The sequence below is a fragment of the Rubripirellula obstinata genome (assembly GCF_001642955.1).
Classification (GTDB): domain Bacteria; phylum Planctomycetota; class Planctomycetia; order Pirellulales; family Pirellulaceae; genus Rubripirellula; species Rubripirellula obstinata.
The window spans coordinates 1-17,260 of record NZ_LWSK01000114.1 but is presented as its reverse complement, the minus strand read 5'-3'; the positions used below and the strand labels follow the sequence as shown (position 1 = coordinate 17,260).

The following is a 17,260-nucleotide window of genomic DNA, read 5'->3' as shown; positions in this document are numbered from 1 at the left end:
GTGTTGATTGCAAATTGCAAAATGAACACTGAAAAATGTAAATTGACCAGCAAATACCGCTTCCCAAGAATTTTCAATTTGCAATGTTCATTTTGCAATTTGCAATGTTCGACTGGTTCGCGAATAACATCACCCACCGCATTTTCATCAGCCCAGGCGTTGGGTGGCATTGGCACTACCTCCGCTCAGCAACCCTGGGCACATCGCCTCGGATCGTGTGGCGGTAGTAGGCTTCCAAGCATAGGGTCGCCATCGCGGTTGTGTAGACGGTGCCGCCGTAGCCACCCCAAACCGTGTCCGCTGGCCAACTGCCATCGGCACGTTGGGTCGCCAGCAACCGGGTCTTCAAGGCGTCGTTCCACTGCCGCCACGCGTCATCCTGCAATTGATGCAACGCGAGTGTGGCGTAGTACCAATAGTAGTAATCGTCTTGGCCGACGCCGGGTAATTTCTGCAACAAATAGGTTTCCGCTTCACGGATCTCCGCCTGCGGAACCTTTTCGCCGATCAGCAATCGCGTCGCCAACGCTTCGGCGGTCATCGTGCGCGACGGTGCTTCACGCGGACGATAACTGGCCAGCCCACCCGTGGATCCGGCACGAACGCTGCGTAGGAACCGTGTGATTCCAGCAACGGTTTCCTTGTCCTTCGTTACGCCCGCACGAAAGCCAGCGTCAATCACCATCGCTTGCCAGCCCAGTTGGCTGAGGTCACCGGGATCGCCGCGAGTGTATCGCCAACCGCCGGTCGTTGGATGTTGCATCCGCAAACTATGCGAGACCGCTCGGGTTGCCGATGCGACCGCGGACGGGTCGCGAGTGATCACGGCGGCTTCGCTAAGCGACAACGCCGCCATTCCATGAGCGTAGTTGGCGGCGTAGATCGTTGCGTTGCCCGCGAGCGAGCCATCGGGACTTTGTTTGCGGATCAAGTTCGCCAGTCCGCGATAGACGTTGTCAGCATAGTCACCTTCTTGGTGCGTTTGCCCGGCACCCAGCAGCGCCAACAATGACAGCCCCGTCAATGCTGTGTCAGACTTTGTTCCCGCACCTGCGCGAGTCATCCCAAGTGGTGCGAGTTCGCGACCGGCACCCGATTGTGCAGGATCCCATCCGCCATCGTCTCGTTGATTGCTGGCCAGGAATTTCAATGCTGCTTCGACGGCCGCTTCAGTGTTTTCGTCGCCTCCGGTGCGATGAAGCGCTTCATACTTTGCATCGCCAACTCGAGCGGCAAAGTCGTTCTCGATCGCACCAGGAACCATGGCTGCGGAAGCCGATTGCGCGGTGACCGAAGCTGGATCATCCGAGATCGATCCTCTGGCGATTGTCGGCGTTTTGGGAGCAGTCAATTCGACCATTTCCGCTGTTGATGTCTCGACCTTTTCAGGCACGATTTCTGGCGGGTTGACCGCAAAGGCATCGTCAAACAATTCACCCAAGGCATCGTCCAACATCGACGCAGTTGCCTCGGCATCAGCGTCGGCTTGCTCGACTGCTTCACTGGCCAGTGTTTCTGGGATAACGGCTTCCAATTCAGTCGGCGATACATCTTCCGATGCCAAGCTGTCGTCCGCTTCCAACGGGAATTCTTCAAAAGGATCAGTATCGTTGTCCGCCAACAAATCCGTCAGTTGGTCGATGGGCAGCGGAGCGATTGACGAATCATCCCCGTCGGCGGAAACCTGTTCGAGTTCCATGTTTGGATCGAAGGTCGAAAACGAGATGGAATCCATCCCAACGTCTTGTTCCGTTTCTGGGTTCGCAGTCACGGTTCCGCCGTTTGGCAGGTCGATCATTGGAACCAAAAACAGCAACGCGGCGTGGAGGCCGATCGCAAGAATCAGGCAAACAAACGCTGCACCACGCCCGGCTTTTTGTTGACGTCGGAACAACCAAACGGTCGCGACCAAGGTTGCCACCGCCGCAACGGCGACTGCGTAGACCAGCCGTTCGTCTGCCCAAAGATCGGTCACTGAATTCAACGCTGAACCTTTTTCGTTGCGATTCCGATTTGGTCGACGCCAGCGACGCGAACCGCGTGCAGCACTTCGACCATTTGTTGGATACTGCCGCTCGCTTCACCACGAACAGCGACCTTCATGCCAGGATAATTTTCATGTTCGCGGCGCAGCGTTTCAGTTAGCTGCGACATCGTCATCGGTGTCTCGTCCAGCGTCAGTGTGCCATCCACACCGATCGCGACGACTCGTTCATCAGGCACGCGTGCAAGCGAACGCATTTCGCCCACCGAAGGCACGTTCACTTTGATGCGGCTTTCCGCTTCACTGAATTTGCTGCCGACCATAAAAAAGATGACCAACAAAAAAACGACATCGATCATCGGCGTCAAGTTGATCGTGACGTCTTCGCTCTTGACGTGTTTTGCCATCGCTCTATGCCGCTCGTTTCTTTTGACGACGATTGCCAGTGTTTTCGAGACCTTCAGCCGAAATGCAGTCCACCACTTTCTGGCAAAGCTTATCGATCTCGCCCAAATATCGGTCCGACTTGCTGCTGAAATACATGTATGCCAGATACGCAGGAATCGCGACGGCCAGTCCGCCCGCGGTCGTGATCAGTGCGACACTGATTCCCGACGCCAACATTTCAGGACGCCCCATCGAATCTTGGCTACTGATGACCTCGAACGCTTCGATCATTCCAAGCACGGTGCCCAGCAATCCCAACAGCGGCGCAACGTTGCTGATCGCATGGAAGACACGAAGAAAACGTTTCAGTCCATCGGCAACACGGTCGCCCGCATCCATGACCGCTTGTTCGACTTCAAACATCGGGCGTCCCCAGCGGCGGACGGCGGCTTGGAAAACTTCGGCCACAGGGCAATCAAACTCTTCACAGATTTCAGTCGCTTCGTCGTAACTTAGTTGTCCGTCTTCGACGCATTCGGTAAACCGGCGCACGAACGGACGCGGGATCACGCGGCTTCGACGAAGTGCGATCATCCGTTCGAACGACAACGTCAACACGATCAACGAACAGATGCCCAGCGGAATCATCAACCAACCGCCTTGAGTGATCTTCTGGACGATCGCCGGCATTTCAAAACCAGCTTGTTCGGAATCTTCGGTTTCTGGTTCGGCGGCATCCGGTGTCAATTGCGCGGCGGAGGGAATCGATGGGATTCCCGATTGCTGACTGGATTGCTGAGTTGGATTCTGCGCGACTCTGAAATTGCTTCGATTTTGCTGTGCGGAATTGCCGTAACCCTGATTTCCAAAACTTTGGTTTGGATTGAATTGGTTGTTTTGATACTGGCCTTGCGCCGATTGCATCGTCATCATCAACCCGAGCGACCCGAGACAAAGCACGGCGAGCGCGAACATTCGTGTCGCCAGCGGCATGATCGAAATCCGCCGGGTGCGACGTCGCGAATGGCGGTTGCTTTCGCTGCGATGGGGTGATTCCAATGGTTTCATCGTCGGATCGACCGCGAATTGGAGGGTTGTTGGCTGGGGGAGATCGCGGCCATGCGGCGGCGAGCAGAATCGGCGTGGGGTGAGTCGGCGAAGCGTGCGAGTAAGTTTCCATAACACACGGCTGCTTCGCGTGTCCGCCCCAATTGTTCAAAAGATTTGCCAGCTTGGACCATCGACGCTGCCACCCACGAACTGTCCGGAGCCACGCCTTCGACGCTTCGATAGGCGTCAATCGCATCAGCAAATTGATTTTGAAGGTAACGGGTTTCGCCAATCAACCATTGGGCTCGGCCTCGCAATTCGGTATCAATCTCAACACCGCGAACCACATTTTCCAGCAGCGATCGGGCCTCATCAAACCGACTCTTGCGAATCGCCAATTCAGCTTCCAATAGATCGACCAACGTCGCCGCCATCTTGCTATTGGGGCCCGCTGCCGCGCGTGCCAACGCAATCCGCTGTCCAGCCAATCCAGTGTCGTTGCCCGTCGCAATTTCTGATTCAGCGCAACGCAGCAACGTCGCGAAATCTGTTGAATCACGTTGGTCAACCAAGTGATTCCACCACTTGGCCGCGTCCGATGTTTTGCCGATTTGCATCAGCGATTCGGCAAACAGTCGCTCCACCGCGATGGTTCGTCCGGCGGAAAGTCGATCGATCGATTCAGATCCAGCAGCCATCGCCAGCATGTTCCATTTCTGGTTTCTGCCAGCCCATCGTGCCGCAGCTTCGCGAGCCGCTTCGGTGACGTCGAAGCCCGTTGGCGGTGAGATCAGGTAGGCGGCGAGTGGTTCGGTATGGTCGGCCGGCATGCGGTCCAACAAGTCGGCGACCGTTTGCCCCGTGTTGTCGGTTTCGGCCAAATAGCGAGTCAACGTCATCGCTGTATCAACGCGGCCTTCGTGGCTGGCGATGCGCAGGGCTAGACCGGCGACTTCCGCCGACCACCGCGTGTGTTTGTTTTGTTCGGTTTGATCGACCAACCATCTGCGAATGAAGTCGGGCAATTCATCAGGTTCACTACCGGCATAGCCGATCGCTATTTCCGCTGCTGAATTTGAATCGGGAAATCGAGCGACCAGGTCCGTTAGCACTTGGTCGGCGTCACCGTCGTGGCCAGCTTGCCGCAAGCATCGCGCACAGACCGCTGTGGCCTGAGCAGCATCGGGATGATTCGGATACTGATCAACAAATTCACCCAGCTCTTTTGCGGCCGCCATCGGGTCGCCACCATCAACGACCGTCGCCCATGCTTGACCTAACTTTGCAGTCGGAACGTCGGCTTTGTCGCACAATTCTTCTGCAACCCGGTAAGCATCTTTTGCAAGAGCAGCCTTGCCGGTCGAGAGTGAATCGCGGCCGGTTTGGAAGGCGATTTTAGTGATAGCGGCTCGCTGGTTTTCGCGTAACTGATGCGACGATTTTGCGACGGCACTCAGCGAGCTGACAACACGTTCGGTGTCGTTGTTCTTGACGAAAACGCTGATCGCAGCCAAATGAAGTGGTAACGAAAGATCACCGTCGTCCAAGCCGGTGGCAATTCGATTGTGATGCTCGATCGCGAGGCTAAAGAACTCTGCCGCCGCGGGCAAATCACCCTTCTTGCTAAACGAATTGGCTAGCCTGGCCAATGACCGTACCGAAGATTCCGACGGCACCGAATCGAAACGCCGCGCAGCATTGGCAGCATCGTCCAACCGGCCTTCCACCACACCCGCATCAATCTGGGATAGCGTTTGATCCGTTGGGTTTTGAGCGTGCAAACGTTGAATCGGCGCAGACGCAGCCGTGACAAACATTGCTGCCGCCATCGCCGCTGAATTGAAAGAAGCTGACATCCGTGTCACCATCAATCGTCCTACCGTTTTCGCGCAGGGAATGCTGAAAAACCGTTCTGAATTCCGGTAAATACCCCATTTTGACAGCCCAACGCAATGCCAAACGGCCAGTCGATTACGTGAGAGCAAAACACGCAAATCGATTTGAGTTCAAAAGTAGGCCGTAGCGAGTGGAGCGAGTTACGGCGGCGGTGTGGGAAAATGCCGTAACTCGCTTTACTCGCTACGGCCTACGAAAAGTGGCCGACTTGGAAGCCTGCCCAACGCCGTGAAGAGTTTTGGTCCCGGAAAACACGGTTTAGTTCGTTTAGCCGCGTGGGCATCGCCCCGCGCGTTACGCCCCGCATGGACACGCGGGGCGATGCCCACGCGGTTAAACGATTTAGAAACCCTTCACGGCGTTGAAGCCTGCCCCTTGCTGGACCAATTAAGTAGGCCGTAGCGAGTTGAGCGAGTTACGGCAGCGGTGCGGGAAAATGCCGTAACTCTCTTTACTCGCTACGGCCTACAAAAAAACGGCCTACAAATTTGAACGCTGGCGGGTCCTACTACGAAAGATGAGGAACAACGGCACAACACTGTCGATCTTGCTCTATGCCGCGAACCATGTGCGTGGACGCACGCTTTGTTGTGGTGCAAGTGAGCTGTTTTGACATTGTGGCAAGCAGTCGCATGAGTGCGTCAATTGTCGCGTTTGGGGTTCGCGTAAACAGCGGTTGTTCTTACAACAGGGGCGGTTAAATTCACGGTCGCCGTTATTTTATAACGCTCTGCTTTTTCTTCTCGACCCAAAATCTAAAACACGTTCATGGCTACAGCCTCTGGCCCGCACGATGCGGCGAAGTCTTCGCAGTCCACCAACGCATCATCGCGATCTCTATCCGATGATCAATTCAGTTATGACGATGCGATCGTTCGCATGTTTGTGGGAGCCACGATCTTGTGGGCGGTCGTCGCAACCTTGGCCGGAGTCATCGTCGCGGCACTGCTAGTGATGCCGTCGCTTTCGGGCGGACTGGAATGGTTGTCGTTTGGTCGGCTCCGTCCGGTACACACCAACGCAGCAATTTTCGCGTTCGCCGGTAACGCCATCTTCGCAGCGGTGTATTACAGCACCCAGCGATTGTGCAAAGCGAGGATGTGGAGCGATTCGCTTAGCCGAATTCACTTCTGGGGCTGGCAATTGATCATCGTTTCCGCTGCGGTGTCGTTTCCGCTCGGGATTACGCAGGGTCGAGAATATGCGGAACTGGAATGGCCGATCGACATTGCGATCGCGGTCATCTGGTTGTTCGTTTTTGGTGGCAACTTCTTGATGACGCTGGTCAATCGCCGAGAACGTCACATGTACGTTGCCATTTGGTTTTACATTGCGACGATTGTGACAGTCGCTGTCCTGCACGTGTTCAACAACTTGGTCGTGCCGGCGGGATGGTTCAAAGGTTACAGCGTTTACGCAGGCGTCCAAGACGCGTTTATGCAGTGGTGGTACGGTCACAACGCGGTCGCGTTCTTCCTGACGACGCCGTTCCTTGGTTTGATGTATTACTTCCTGCCCAAGGCCGCTGGCCGACCGGTGTTTAGTTATCGGCTCAGCATCATTCACTTTTGGTCGTTGGTGTTCATTTACATCTGGGCCGGTCCTCACCACTTGCACTACACCGCGCTGCCCGAATGGGCCAGCACGCTGGGCATGTTGTTCAGTTTGATGTTGTGGATGCCGTCTTGGGGTGGAATGATCAATGGCCTGCTAACGCTTCGCGGTGCTTGGCACAAAGTCGCCGCCGATCCCGTGCTGAAGTTCTTTGTCGTCGGGATTACGTTCTACGGAATGTCAACGTTTGAAGGACCGTTGCTGTCGATCAAGGCAGTCAATGCACTTAGTCACTACACCGACTGGACCATCGCCCACGTTCACTCCGGTGCATTGGGTTGGAATGGGTTCATGTCGTTCGGCATGCTGTATTGGTTGTTGCCGCGTTTGTTCCAAACCAAAATCTGGAGCGAAAAGCTTGTCAGCTGGCACTTCTGGACCGGAACGATGGGCATTCTGTTTTACATCGTGCCGATTTACGCTGCTGGGTTGATGCAGGGTTTGATGTGGCGAGCGATGGACGACACCGGTCACTTGGCCTACCCCGACTTTATCGAAACGACTCAGTCGATCGTGCCGCTTTGGTGGATTCGTGTCGCCGCGGGCGTTCTGTACATGAGCGGTACGTTGATGTTGATGGTCAATGCGATCATGACTTGGACAAAGCGACCACCGGTTTACGAAGTGCCTGTGTACTCCGCACCGCCATTGGCCAGCGAATATCACGACGACGCGAAACCCGGCACAAGCTCGCTTGAAGGTGCTCCCGTTTTGGAAGTCGGCAAGAAAGTCGATTTGTTTGCCCGCATGGGTTGGCACCGAAAGTGGGAACGATTGCCGATCAAGTTCACCGTGTTGGTGACCGCTGCGGTGATCATCGCGACGTTGTTCGAGTTGATCCCGACGTTCCTGATCCGCAGCAACGTGCCGACGATCGCGACGGTTCAGCCTTACACGCCGCTGGAATTGGCGGGACGACACATTTACGTCAGCGAAGGTTGTTACAACTGTCATTCGCAAATGATTCGGCCCATGGTTGCCGAAACCAAGCGTTACGGTGAATACAGCAAACCGGGCGAATTCATTTACGATCGTCCGTTCCAATGGGGCAGCCGACGTATCGGTCCCGACTTGGCTCGCGAAGGCGGCAAGCAGAGTAGTTTCTGGCATTGGACGCACTTCGAGAATCCTGAATTGGTTTCGCCGGGCAGTGTGATGCCGGCCTTCGATCACTTGTTGACTTCGGAGTTAAACTTCGAGGCAATTGAACCGCATGTTCGTGCTGCGGCAATGTTGGGTGCTCCCTACACCGAAGAAGAAATCACCGGCAGTGCCGATCTCGCGCGTGCCCAAGCGCTCAAGATCGCCGGCGATGTGGTCGCTCAAGGAGGTCCAGCGAACAAGCAGGACGTCCAAGCGATCGCCTTGATTGCTTACCTGCAACGAATCGGCACGGACTTGTTCCGCACCGACGAACCGGAAGAGGCGGGGGCTACGGAAACCGAACCAGCCGAAACCGAACCAGCCGAAGCCGAAGTGGCTGTGATGGTTCCATGACAATTGACGGTTAATAGAGGCTGTCACGCCATTCGACGTTCATTTGAATCAATTTACCTAGCTGAAATATCGACATGATCAGAGACCTCGTTTGTTCAATCGACTATTCCATTTGTGCTGAGATGGCACTTGGATTGTTTGTCGTCGCTTTTGCCGGGATCCTATTTGGGTCATTGCGGCTTTCCAAAGGAGCAGCCGACAAGTTTGCTTCTATCCCGCTTCATGACACCGTGGAGGATCCTCGAAATGTCTGATACCCGTAATCCCGATGGTCCTGAACAAGAGCCTCAGAAAACAGACCATTCCTACGATGGAATTGAAGAGTACGACAATCCGTTGCCGGGTTGGTGGAAGTGGATCTTCCTGGGCTCGATCGCGTTTTCGCCGCTCTACTTGATGTACTTCCACGGCGGTGCGTCGGGACGGTCGGTCGAAGACATCTACAACGTCGCACTTGCCGATAACACGCGTTTGCAGTTTGCCGAAATCGGTGAATTGGAACCGGACGCCGACACCATCGTGGAATACATGCACAAACCAAGCTGGGTCAAAGTCGGCCAGTCGGTGTTCCGAACCAATTGCATTTCTTGTCACGGACGCGAAGGCGAAGGCCAAGTCGGCCCCAACCTAACTGACCAGGTTTACAAGAACGTCAAGAAGATCGAAGACATCGCGATGGTGATCAATAACGGTGCCGGCGGTGGAGCGATGCCAAAGTGGTCGAACCGCTTGCACCCCAACGAAGTCGTCTTGGTGTCGGCCTACGTTGCATCGCTTCGCGGTCAAGATTTGCCAAGTGCCAGGCCAGCCGAAGGCAACAAAATTGCTGAATGGCCGGAAATGAAGGAAGAGGATAAAGTGGAAGATGAATCCGATTCCGAAAACCCCAAATCTGAAGAGGCATCTGAGTAGAAAGTCATGTCTGAGTCCAATGATGCACTGCTGGAAACGCCAGAGCATGTCCTAAGCACGCTCGATGGAGACGGTAGCCGCCGTTGGATCAATCCAAAGCTTTCGACGGGGACTTGGTGGAAACGCCGGCGCGTCGTTGCGTATGCGTTGATGATTGTCTTTGTGGTCATTCCCCACATTCGCATCAACGGTAAACCCGCGATCTTGCTTGATATCGCGGCCCGGAAGTTTACCGTGTTGGGCAAAACTTTTTTGCCGACCGATACGATATTGCTAGCGCTGTTGATGTTAAGCGTCTTCTTCACGATCGTTCTGGTCACAGCGATCACCGGACGCGCCTGGTGCGGATGGGCTTGCCCGCAAACCGTGTACATGGAATTTTTGTTCCGGCCGATCGACCGTTTCTTCGGCGGTACGAAGGGCAAAGGCGGTAAGCCGAAAGCGAATCGAAACCCGTTGATGGCTGTCGCCCGGATTGCCGTTTATGTGCTGCTTTGCATGTTCCTGGCACACACATTTTTGGCCTACTTTGTCGGCACCGAAAAGTTGTCGCAATGGGTCCGCAGTTCGCCGGTCGATCACCCGGTTGCATTCTTGGTGATGGCGGGCACAACGGTCGCGATGCTGTTTGACTTTCTGTATTTCAGAGAACAAATGTGTCTGATCGCATGTCCCTACGGTCGTTTTCAATCGGTGATGCTGGACCGCCAATCGTTGATCGTCGCCTACGATCCGGTTCGTGGTGAACCGCGGCAAAAGGGAAAGCGAAAACTCGATGACGACAGCCGCGGTGACTGCGTGGCTTGCAATCAATGCGTGGTTGTTTGTCCAACGGGAATCGACATTCGCGAAGGCTTGCAGATGGAGTGCATTAATTGCACCCAATGCATCGACGCGTGTGACGATGTGATGGAGAAAACCGGACAACCCAAAGGCCTGATTCGATTTAGTTCCCAAGATGCGATTGAACGCAAGCCTGCACGAATCGCTCGCGGACGGACGATCGTTTACCCGTTGATCCTATCGGCGGTTTTGGGTGGTCTGGCCTATGCCTTGGTCGTCAAATCAGGTTTTGACGCACGAATCATTCGTGGCAAGGGTGCTCCGTTTACCATGGCCGCTAGCGGTGACGTCCGTAACTCATTCAGCGTTCGGTTGGTCAATCGAGAAGATGAACCAAAGAGTTTTCAGCTAGCGATCGACAGTTCCAGTTTGACTGGGGCCAGCCTGAATGGTGTTTCGGCTGACGCGATCAAGTTGAAGGTGATTGATCCTGAAATGTTGGAATTGAAACCAGGTCAATCGATTTTGGTGCCCGTGTCGATTGATTTTCCTGATAGCCTGACCAAGGACGATGGAAACGAACCGGTCGATGTGGTGGTGACCGACGGGCGAGGCCAAGAGCGACGTATCTTGGTACGTTTGCTAGGACCGCGTTAGATTCAAGAATTTACGTTTACTCGTTCAGAAACTGTCACGAAATAACTTCCCGATTTTCCAACCCGAACCCCAACCCGAATCTCAACCCGAACGCGTAAGCGAGGGATCTCGTAAGGTAGTTGAATCCCTCGCCTAAGCGTTTTGGAGCCAGCGATTTTTGATTGTCCCTAATGGCCAACGGCCATCCTTATCGTAGCCAGGGGCATCGCCCAACGCCGTGAAGAGTTTTGGTCCAGTAAAAACCCATTGTTTTGTTTAACCGCGTGGGCATCGCCCGGCGCGTTTCGCCCCGCATGGACGCGCGGGGCGATGCCCACGCGGTTAAACGGTTTAGAAACCCTTCACGGCGTTCAAAACTTACGCGTTTGGGTTGGGATTTGGGGCTATCGAATCCCACGCAGTTATTCCGACACAATTCCTTACCTCATTTCAACAACTCCACTCAGGCACTTCGCTTCACGCATTATGTCAAATCCACAAAACGATCCCGATTTGGCGAATGCCGAACGCAAAGCCAGACGATTTTGGGTTTCCTTGGTCGTTACTTTCCTTGGGCTGCAAGTGGTCATCGGGATTCTGTCCGTTCGATTGGCGATCGGTGATTCCGCGGCGGTGATCGTGCCCGACTATCACACAACAGCATTGAATTGGGACGCACATCGCCGCCGTCAAACCGCCGCCGATCGTCTGGGGATCAAGGTGGTGGTTCAACCGTCCGATGTTGCTGACGGACAAGGCAACCGAGCGATCGAAGTGCTGGTGAGCGACCGTGATTCCAAAGCGATGACGGGCGTTGTCTTGAGCGGAAGGTTGTACCATCACGCTGCTGCAGGCGATGCCGTGAAGGTCTCGTTTGAAGACGCTGGCGACGGACGTCATGTGTCGCTTGCTCCGATGGCGAAACCTGGGTTGTGGCATCTCGAATTAAAGATCGACGGCGCTGACGAACCCATTGTTCTGCCCGTCACCGTCGAAGTCGCTTCTTAGGCAACGTCATGTGGATTTTGATTGCAGCCGTCGCGTCGGCCAGCTTGCTCGGCAGCACTCACTGCGTTGGCATGTGTGGGCCATTGGCGATGTGGGCCAGCGGTGTGGGTGAATCCGCGAATTCTCGCGGCCAGGTGATTCGATCAACAACGCTGTACCATCTCGGCCGACTGACAACCTACAGCATGGCCGGTGCCATTGCGGGCGGGCTTGGTTCGCTGGTTGATATCGGTGGCGGCGCACTTGGCATTCAATTGGCCGCAGCACGCGTTGTCGGCGTGATGATGATCGTGATTGGGTTGGTTCGGCTCGCTCCGTTGATCGGATTTGGAAAGTCACAAGCGACCGGCCCAAAACCTTCGCGAATCGGGCAGATGGTCGCCAAGGCAAGGCCTTACGTCTACCAGTTGTCGCCATCGGCAAGAGCGTTATCGGTCGGATTGCTGACAACGTTATTGCCCTGCGGTTGGCTGTACTTGTTCGCCTTGGTCGCAGCGGGCACCGGCGACATCGTCACCGGTGCGATTGTGATGGCTGCGTTTTGGCTGGGAACCGTGCCAGCGCTGACTGCGATGATTGCCGGGACAATGGTGTTATCAACGCGGCTGATCAAAACAGTTCCGATTGCGGCAGCCGTTTTGTTGATCGTCGCCGGCGGCTACACCGCAATGGGACGCGGATTTGCGAACCTGCAATCGTTGGCCGATATCCGATCTTCGGCTGACGTTTCAACGGAACAGACTTCATCGGAATCGGTTCAGCCGAAGTGTTGTTGCGAAGGCGAATCGAGCTGCAGTGTTTCTGACGGCGATGTCTCCAGCGGCGACATTGCCGCTCAGATCAAGACGCTTACTGAAACACCATTGCCATGCTGCGCCGAACCGGTTGCGAGTGACAAGTAGTGGTCCAAGTTAGCGAACAGTCGGCCAGCGAGAATTCTTCAAGCGAGAATTGTTCAAACGATCGAGTTTCGTTGCCTTGCGTTCATTGTGGATTGGCAACCGATTGCGCCGCCGATCAAGATCGCCAGTACGTTTTTTGTTGCAACGGATGTCGCGGAGCTTACGAACTGATCGGCGGTCTTGGGCTGGAAGATTTTTACGGCCTACGAGATCAGGCGCTGGGTTCTTCAGGAGTTCGCAGTTCGGCTGTATCGACGGGCCAGAAACGTTTTGATGGCTTCGACAGCGATGCGTTCTTGGGGCCGTCTGCACCCAAGTTGGTTGATGATGGGCCCGACAGCAATGGAGTGATGGTTACCGAATTGGCGGTTCAAGGTTTGCACTGCGCCGCCTGTGCGTGGCTGATCGAAAACGCTGCTCAACAAACCAGCGGTTGGTCCACGGCCCGCGTTCGCATGAACGACCACACGATTCGCATCGCCTTTGATCCGACAGTGACGCCGCTCAGTCGAATCGCATCGCTGTTGGATCGGTTGGGTTATTCACTGTCACCCATTTCAGCGAACCGGGACGAACCGTTTCGACGCGAAAATCGGCGGCTGCTGATTCAGATTGCCTTGGCTGGTTTTTTCGCGGCCAACGCCATGTGGATCGCGATCGCTCTTTATTCTGGTGGCCGCGCCGGGGTCGATCCGCAGTATCGGATCTTTTTTGAATGGTTCGGAACGCTGCTGGGTGTCGCAGCGGTGCTGGGGCCGGGGCGAACGTTCCTGCGGGGTGCGGCGGCGTCGATGCGGACTCGAACGCCTCACATGGATCTGCCCGTCGCACTGGGGTTATCCGTCGGCACGGTGTCGGGTGTCGTGGCGTTATTGAGCGGCAAGGGGGCAATCTACTTTGATTCGCTGGCCGTGTTGGTTTTCTTTTTGCTGATCGGACGCTGGATCCAATTTCGCCAACAGCATCGTGCCGCCAGCGCGATTGACTTGCTGCTTCGTATCACGCCGCAGCACGCGGATCGAATTTGCGATACCAGCGACAATGCTGGCGACGATGACAGCGACAATGCCAGCGACGATCTCGGCGATACCAACAGCGAAACAGAAACGGTGATGGTCAGCCAGTTGTCCAAGGATGAAACCGTTCGTGTCGCCGCTGGTGAAAGCATTCCGGTCGATGGATTCGTGGTTCGCGGTCAATCGATGATCGATCGAGCGTTGTTGACTGGCGAAAGTCGCCCCGAACCGGTTGCCGTTGGCGATGTTGTGTCAGCGGGGACGGTCAACTTACGAGGCTCGCTGGACATTCGCGTCGACCGAACCGGGCGGGAAAGTCGCATTGGCCGAGTGATGCAATCGGTCGAAGAAGCGATGGCCGACAAGGTGCCGATCGCTCAGCTTGCCGACCGCATTGGCGGCATCTTTGTGGTCATTGTGACGGTGCTTTCATTGCTGACGTTTGGAATCTGGTACGCCGACGGTTGGGCGACCGCTGCATCGCACGCAACGTCGCTATTGATCGTGGCTTGTCCGTGTGCATTGGCTCTGGCGACACCGCTTGCGATCGCAGTTTCCTTGGGCCGGGCTGCACGCCGCAAAATCCTGATCCGTGATGGCGCTGCGATTCAACGGCTTGCCACGCCAGGAACGTTGTGGCTGGACAAAACGGGAACCTTAACCGAAGGACGCATTCGCGTTGAATTGGTGACCGGCGATCTTGAAATCGTGCGTCATGCCGCAAACGTCGAACGCGGGTGCCATCATCCCATCAGCGATGCGATCCTGCGTTTCGCCGATTCACGAAATTTGGTTTTGTCATCTGATGACCCTGAAACTTCCGTCACCGATGGCGGAGTGATAGGTGTAAGCGAAGGTCATCGAGTGATTGTCGGCAACCAAGCGGTGATGTCATCGCATGATGTTCACATCGATTCGACGGTTGAATCGGCAATCAGCGAGTCGTTGGCTGCGGGGACGAGTCCAGTGATCGTTGCGGTCGATGGAATTGCGTCAGCAGTGATGCGTGTCAGTGACCCGATCAAGCCGGACGCAAAAACTGCACTCAGCCAGATTCGCGGCACAGGCTGGAAGATTGGGATTCTGTCAGGCGATCATGGTGATGTGGTCGCTGATGTCGCTGCGAAACTAGGGATTGCCCCCGAGAACGCTTTGGGCGGCCTGACGCCGGAGGACAAGTTAGCGATCGTTCGTAGATCCCAAGAAGAAAACCCTGGCCATGGAACCACGGTTATGATTGGTGACGGAGCCAACGACGCGGCGGCGCTGGCGGCAGCCGATGTTGGGGTTGCTGTTCGCGGCGGCGCGGAAGTGAGCTTGCAGGCGGCACCGGTGTTTATTGCCAGCGGCGAAACTCAGTCGATTGTCGAACTGATCCAGGGTGCTCGGCGAACCGTCAAACTGATCCACGTCGCCATGGCGGTCTCGCTGGTCTACAATGTGGTCGCAGTGTCACTAGCGATGGCGGGTAAAATTAGCCCGCTGCTAGCGGCGATCTTTATGCCGATCAGTTCGATCAGCGTCCTATCGCTGACCCTGGCATGGCCGCTGTTTTCGCCCAAAAACGACAAAAAAGTTTCCCCAAATTCGGTAACCAAATGAGTGTCCTGTTTGTTGCCCTGCCCATCGCACTTCTGCTTGGCGGTGCTGCGGTCATCGCCTGCGTGCGATGCATTAGCGGCGGCCAATACGACGACCTGGAAACCCCGTCGGTAAGAATGCTAATCGACGATCGCCCGCTAGACGAAACCGCCGACACCGACGAAACGCCGATCAAGTCTTAGCAAGTTTGGCGACGTTGCCTGAACAGCATACAGCATGTAGGCCGGAACAAGCCGCTTCGGCGCAGTTCCGGCAATCCAAAACGCTACCATGCCGGTTCCAAAACGCTACCATGCGAGCGCCAAAACGCTACCATGCCGGTTCCAAGACGCTACCATGCGAGCGCCGGAACTGCGCCGAAGCGGCTTGTTCCGGCCTACGCGATACACGCGATACACGCGATACACGCGTTAGCCCGTTCAACTGATATCTACTCTGGAACAAGACGTTTGATGGCCACCAATTTCTCTCAGACCGCAGCTTACATCTGGTCGCTGGCCGACCTTCTGCGTGGCGACTTCAAACAATCCCAATACGGTCGAGTCATCTTGCCGTTCACGATTCTGCGGCGGTTGGAATGTGTGTTGGAAGCGACCAAGCCGAAGGTGTTGACGCAAGTCGAAAAGCTAAAGGACAACCAACAACTGGAACCCGAAGCCCGCGAAAAATTTCTGCTCAAAGCTGCCAAGCAATCGTTCTACAACACCTCGGCGATGGACTTGTCCAAAATGGGCAGTGCCGACATCAAGACCAACCTCACCACCTACATCGAAAGCTTTTCCACCGACGCGCGTGAAATCTTCGAGCATTTCAAATTCGCGGACTTCATCGCCCAACTGCAGGACGCCAACCTGCTTTACAAAGTCGTCCAGAAAGTCGCACTGACCGACCTCAGCCCCGCAGCGATCAGCAACCACGACATGGGCTTGGTCTTTGAGGAACTGATCCGGCGGTTTGCCGAATCCAGTAACGAGACCGCTGGCGAACACTTCACGCCGCGAGACATCGTGCGGCTGACCACGTCGTTGGTTTTTATGGAAGACGACGACGCGTTGACCGAGTCAGGCATCATCCGCACGATCTACGATCCCACGGCGGGGACCGGCGGGTTTCTTTCCAGCGGCATGGAATACGTCCACGAACTGAACCCCGAAGCCGTCATGCGAGCCTTTGGGCAGGAACTGAATCCCGAGAGTTATGCGATCTGCAAAGGCGACATGCTGATCAAAGGCCAGGACGTCAGCCGCATCAAACTGGGCAACACGCTCAGCGACGACGGGCTGCATTCCGACCGATTCGATTACATGCTTTCCAATCCGCCCTTCGGCGTCGACTGGAAGAAGGTCGAAGGGAAAATCAAAGACGAGCACAAGCTGAAAGGATTTGACGGACGCTTTGGACCGGGGCTGCCGCGAGTCAGCGACGGATCGCTGCTGTTCCTGATGCACCTGATCAGCAAGATGCGAGACTACGACTCGGGCGGCAAAGACAAGAACGGCGGACGCATCGGCATCATCCTCAACGGATCGCCGCTGTTCACCGGCGGCGCGGGCAGCGGTGAAAGCGAAATCCGGCGATACATCCTGGAAAGCGATCTGCTGGAAGCCATCGTCGCGCTGCCGACCGACATGTTCTACAACACCGGCATCGCGACCTACGTGTGGATTCTGTCCAACAAGAAAGACGCCGAGCGACGCGGCAAAGTCCAACTGATCAACGGCGTCCATCTGTATCAAAAGATGCGCAAGAGTCTGGGCAGTAAGCGGCAGGAGATTGGCGAAGACGACGTCCGTCTGATCACGCAAACCTTCGGCAACTTTGAAGCCGTCGAAAGTTATCGTCTGGACAAAGCACCGGACGAGAAATCGGGTCGCGGCCGTCAGTCTTCAACCAAGAAAAAAGCCGAGAAGAAAACGTTCGGCAGCAAGATCTTTGCGAGTCACGAATTCGGCTATCGGCGAATCACGATCGAG

General features: G+C 55.6%; 12 protein-coding genes. 8 read left to right on the top strand and 4 right to left on the bottom strand.

What is annotated here, in order from left to right; all coding sequences use genetic code 11:
• Nucleotides 1–175 precede the first annotated feature (175 nt).
• Genes RC85_RS20515 through RC85_RS20500 form a run of 4 tightly spaced genes read right to left on the bottom strand, consistent with a single transcriptional unit; the run spans nucleotide 176 to nucleotide 5,277 of the window.
• The gene (locus tag RC85_RS20515; protein WP_235033208.1) at nucleotides 176–1,975 is read right to left on the bottom strand and encodes a prenyltransferase/squalene oxidase repeat-containing protein; all 1,800 of its coding nucleotides are present in this window, start codon (nucleotides 1,973–1,975) and stop codon (nucleotides 176–178) included.
• A 5-nt stretch (nucleotides 1,976–1,980) separates the two neighbouring features.
• Nucleotides 1,981–2,391, bottom strand: a complete 411-nt coding sequence (locus RC85_RS20510) for an ExbD/TolR family protein (RefSeq protein WP_068266254.1) — start codon at nucleotides 2,389–2,391, stop codon at nucleotides 1,981–1,983.
• A 4-nt stretch (nucleotides 2,392–2,395) separates the two neighbouring features.
• Nucleotides 2,396–3,439 carry a MotA/TolQ/ExbB proton channel family protein gene (locus RC85_RS20505; RefSeq protein WP_068266253.1) on the bottom strand — a complete coding sequence of 348 codons (1,044 nt, stop codon included), beginning with the start codon at nucleotides 3,437–3,439 and terminating at the stop codon, nucleotides 2,396–2,398.
• On the bottom strand, nucleotides 3,436–5,277 hold the full coding sequence (locus RC85_RS20500) for a tetratricopeptide repeat protein (RefSeq protein WP_160148075.1): 1,842 nt from the start codon (nucleotides 5,275–5,277) through the stop codon (nucleotides 3,436–3,438). Before RC85_RS20500 ends, RC85_RS20505 begins: the two co-directional genes overlap by 4 nt.
• A gap of 808 nt (nucleotides 5,278–6,085) precedes the next feature.
• Here RC85_RS20500 and ccoN point away from each other — a divergent pair.
• The 8 genes from ccoN to RC85_RS20455 all read left to right on the top strand — a co-directional run.
• Complete coding sequence (gene ccoN / locus RC85_RS20495; protein WP_068266250.1) at nucleotides 6,086–8,428, top strand: cytochrome-c oxidase, cbb3-type subunit I; 2,343 nt, start codon at nucleotides 6,086–6,088, stop codon at nucleotides 8,426–8,428.
• 246 nt (nucleotides 8,429–8,674) lie between these two features.
• The gene (locus RC85_RS20485) at nucleotides 8,675–9,340 is read left to right on the top strand and encodes a cbb3-type cytochrome c oxidase N-terminal domain-containing protein (RefSeq protein WP_068266247.1); all 666 of its coding nucleotides are present in this window, start codon (nucleotides 8,675–8,677) and stop codon (nucleotides 9,338–9,340) included.
• A 6-nt stretch (nucleotides 9,341–9,346) separates the two neighbouring features.
• Nucleotides 9,347–10,780 carry a cytochrome c oxidase accessory protein CcoG gene (ccoG, locus tag RC85_RS20480; RefSeq protein WP_068266246.1) on the top strand — a complete coding sequence of 478 codons (1,434 nt, stop codon included), beginning with the start codon at nucleotides 9,347–9,349 and terminating at the stop codon, nucleotides 10,778–10,780.
• Between the two features lie 465 nt (nucleotides 10,781–11,245).
• Nucleotides 11,246–11,767, top strand: coding sequence for a FixH family protein (locus RC85_RS20475; protein ID WP_068266244.1), 522 nt, complete (start codon nucleotides 11,246–11,248; stop codon nucleotides 11,765–11,767).
• A gap of 8 nt (nucleotides 11,768–11,775) precedes the next feature.
• Complete coding sequence (locus RC85_RS20470) at nucleotides 11,776–12,669, top strand: sulfite exporter TauE/SafE family protein (RefSeq protein ID WP_068266242.1); 894 nt, start codon at nucleotides 11,776–11,778, stop codon at nucleotides 12,667–12,669.
• Complete coding sequence (locus RC85_RS20465; RefSeq protein ID WP_068266241.1) at nucleotides 12,669–15,287, top strand: heavy metal translocating P-type ATPase; 2,619 nt, start codon at nucleotides 12,669–12,671, stop codon at nucleotides 15,285–15,287. The genes RC85_RS20470 and RC85_RS20465 overlap by 1 nt, the downstream gene beginning before the upstream one ends.
• Nucleotides 15,284–15,469, top strand: a complete 186-nt coding sequence (ccoS, locus tag RC85_RS20460) for a cbb3-type cytochrome oxidase assembly protein CcoS (RefSeq protein ID WP_068266240.1) — start codon at nucleotides 15,284–15,286, stop codon at nucleotides 15,467–15,469. Before RC85_RS20465 ends, ccoS begins: the two co-directional genes overlap by 4 nt.
• A gap of 270 nt (nucleotides 15,470–15,739) precedes the next feature.
• On the top strand, nucleotides 15,740–17,260 hold a 1,521-nt coding region (locus RC85_RS20455), incomplete at its 3' end, for a type I restriction-modification system subunit M (RefSeq protein WP_157593974.1).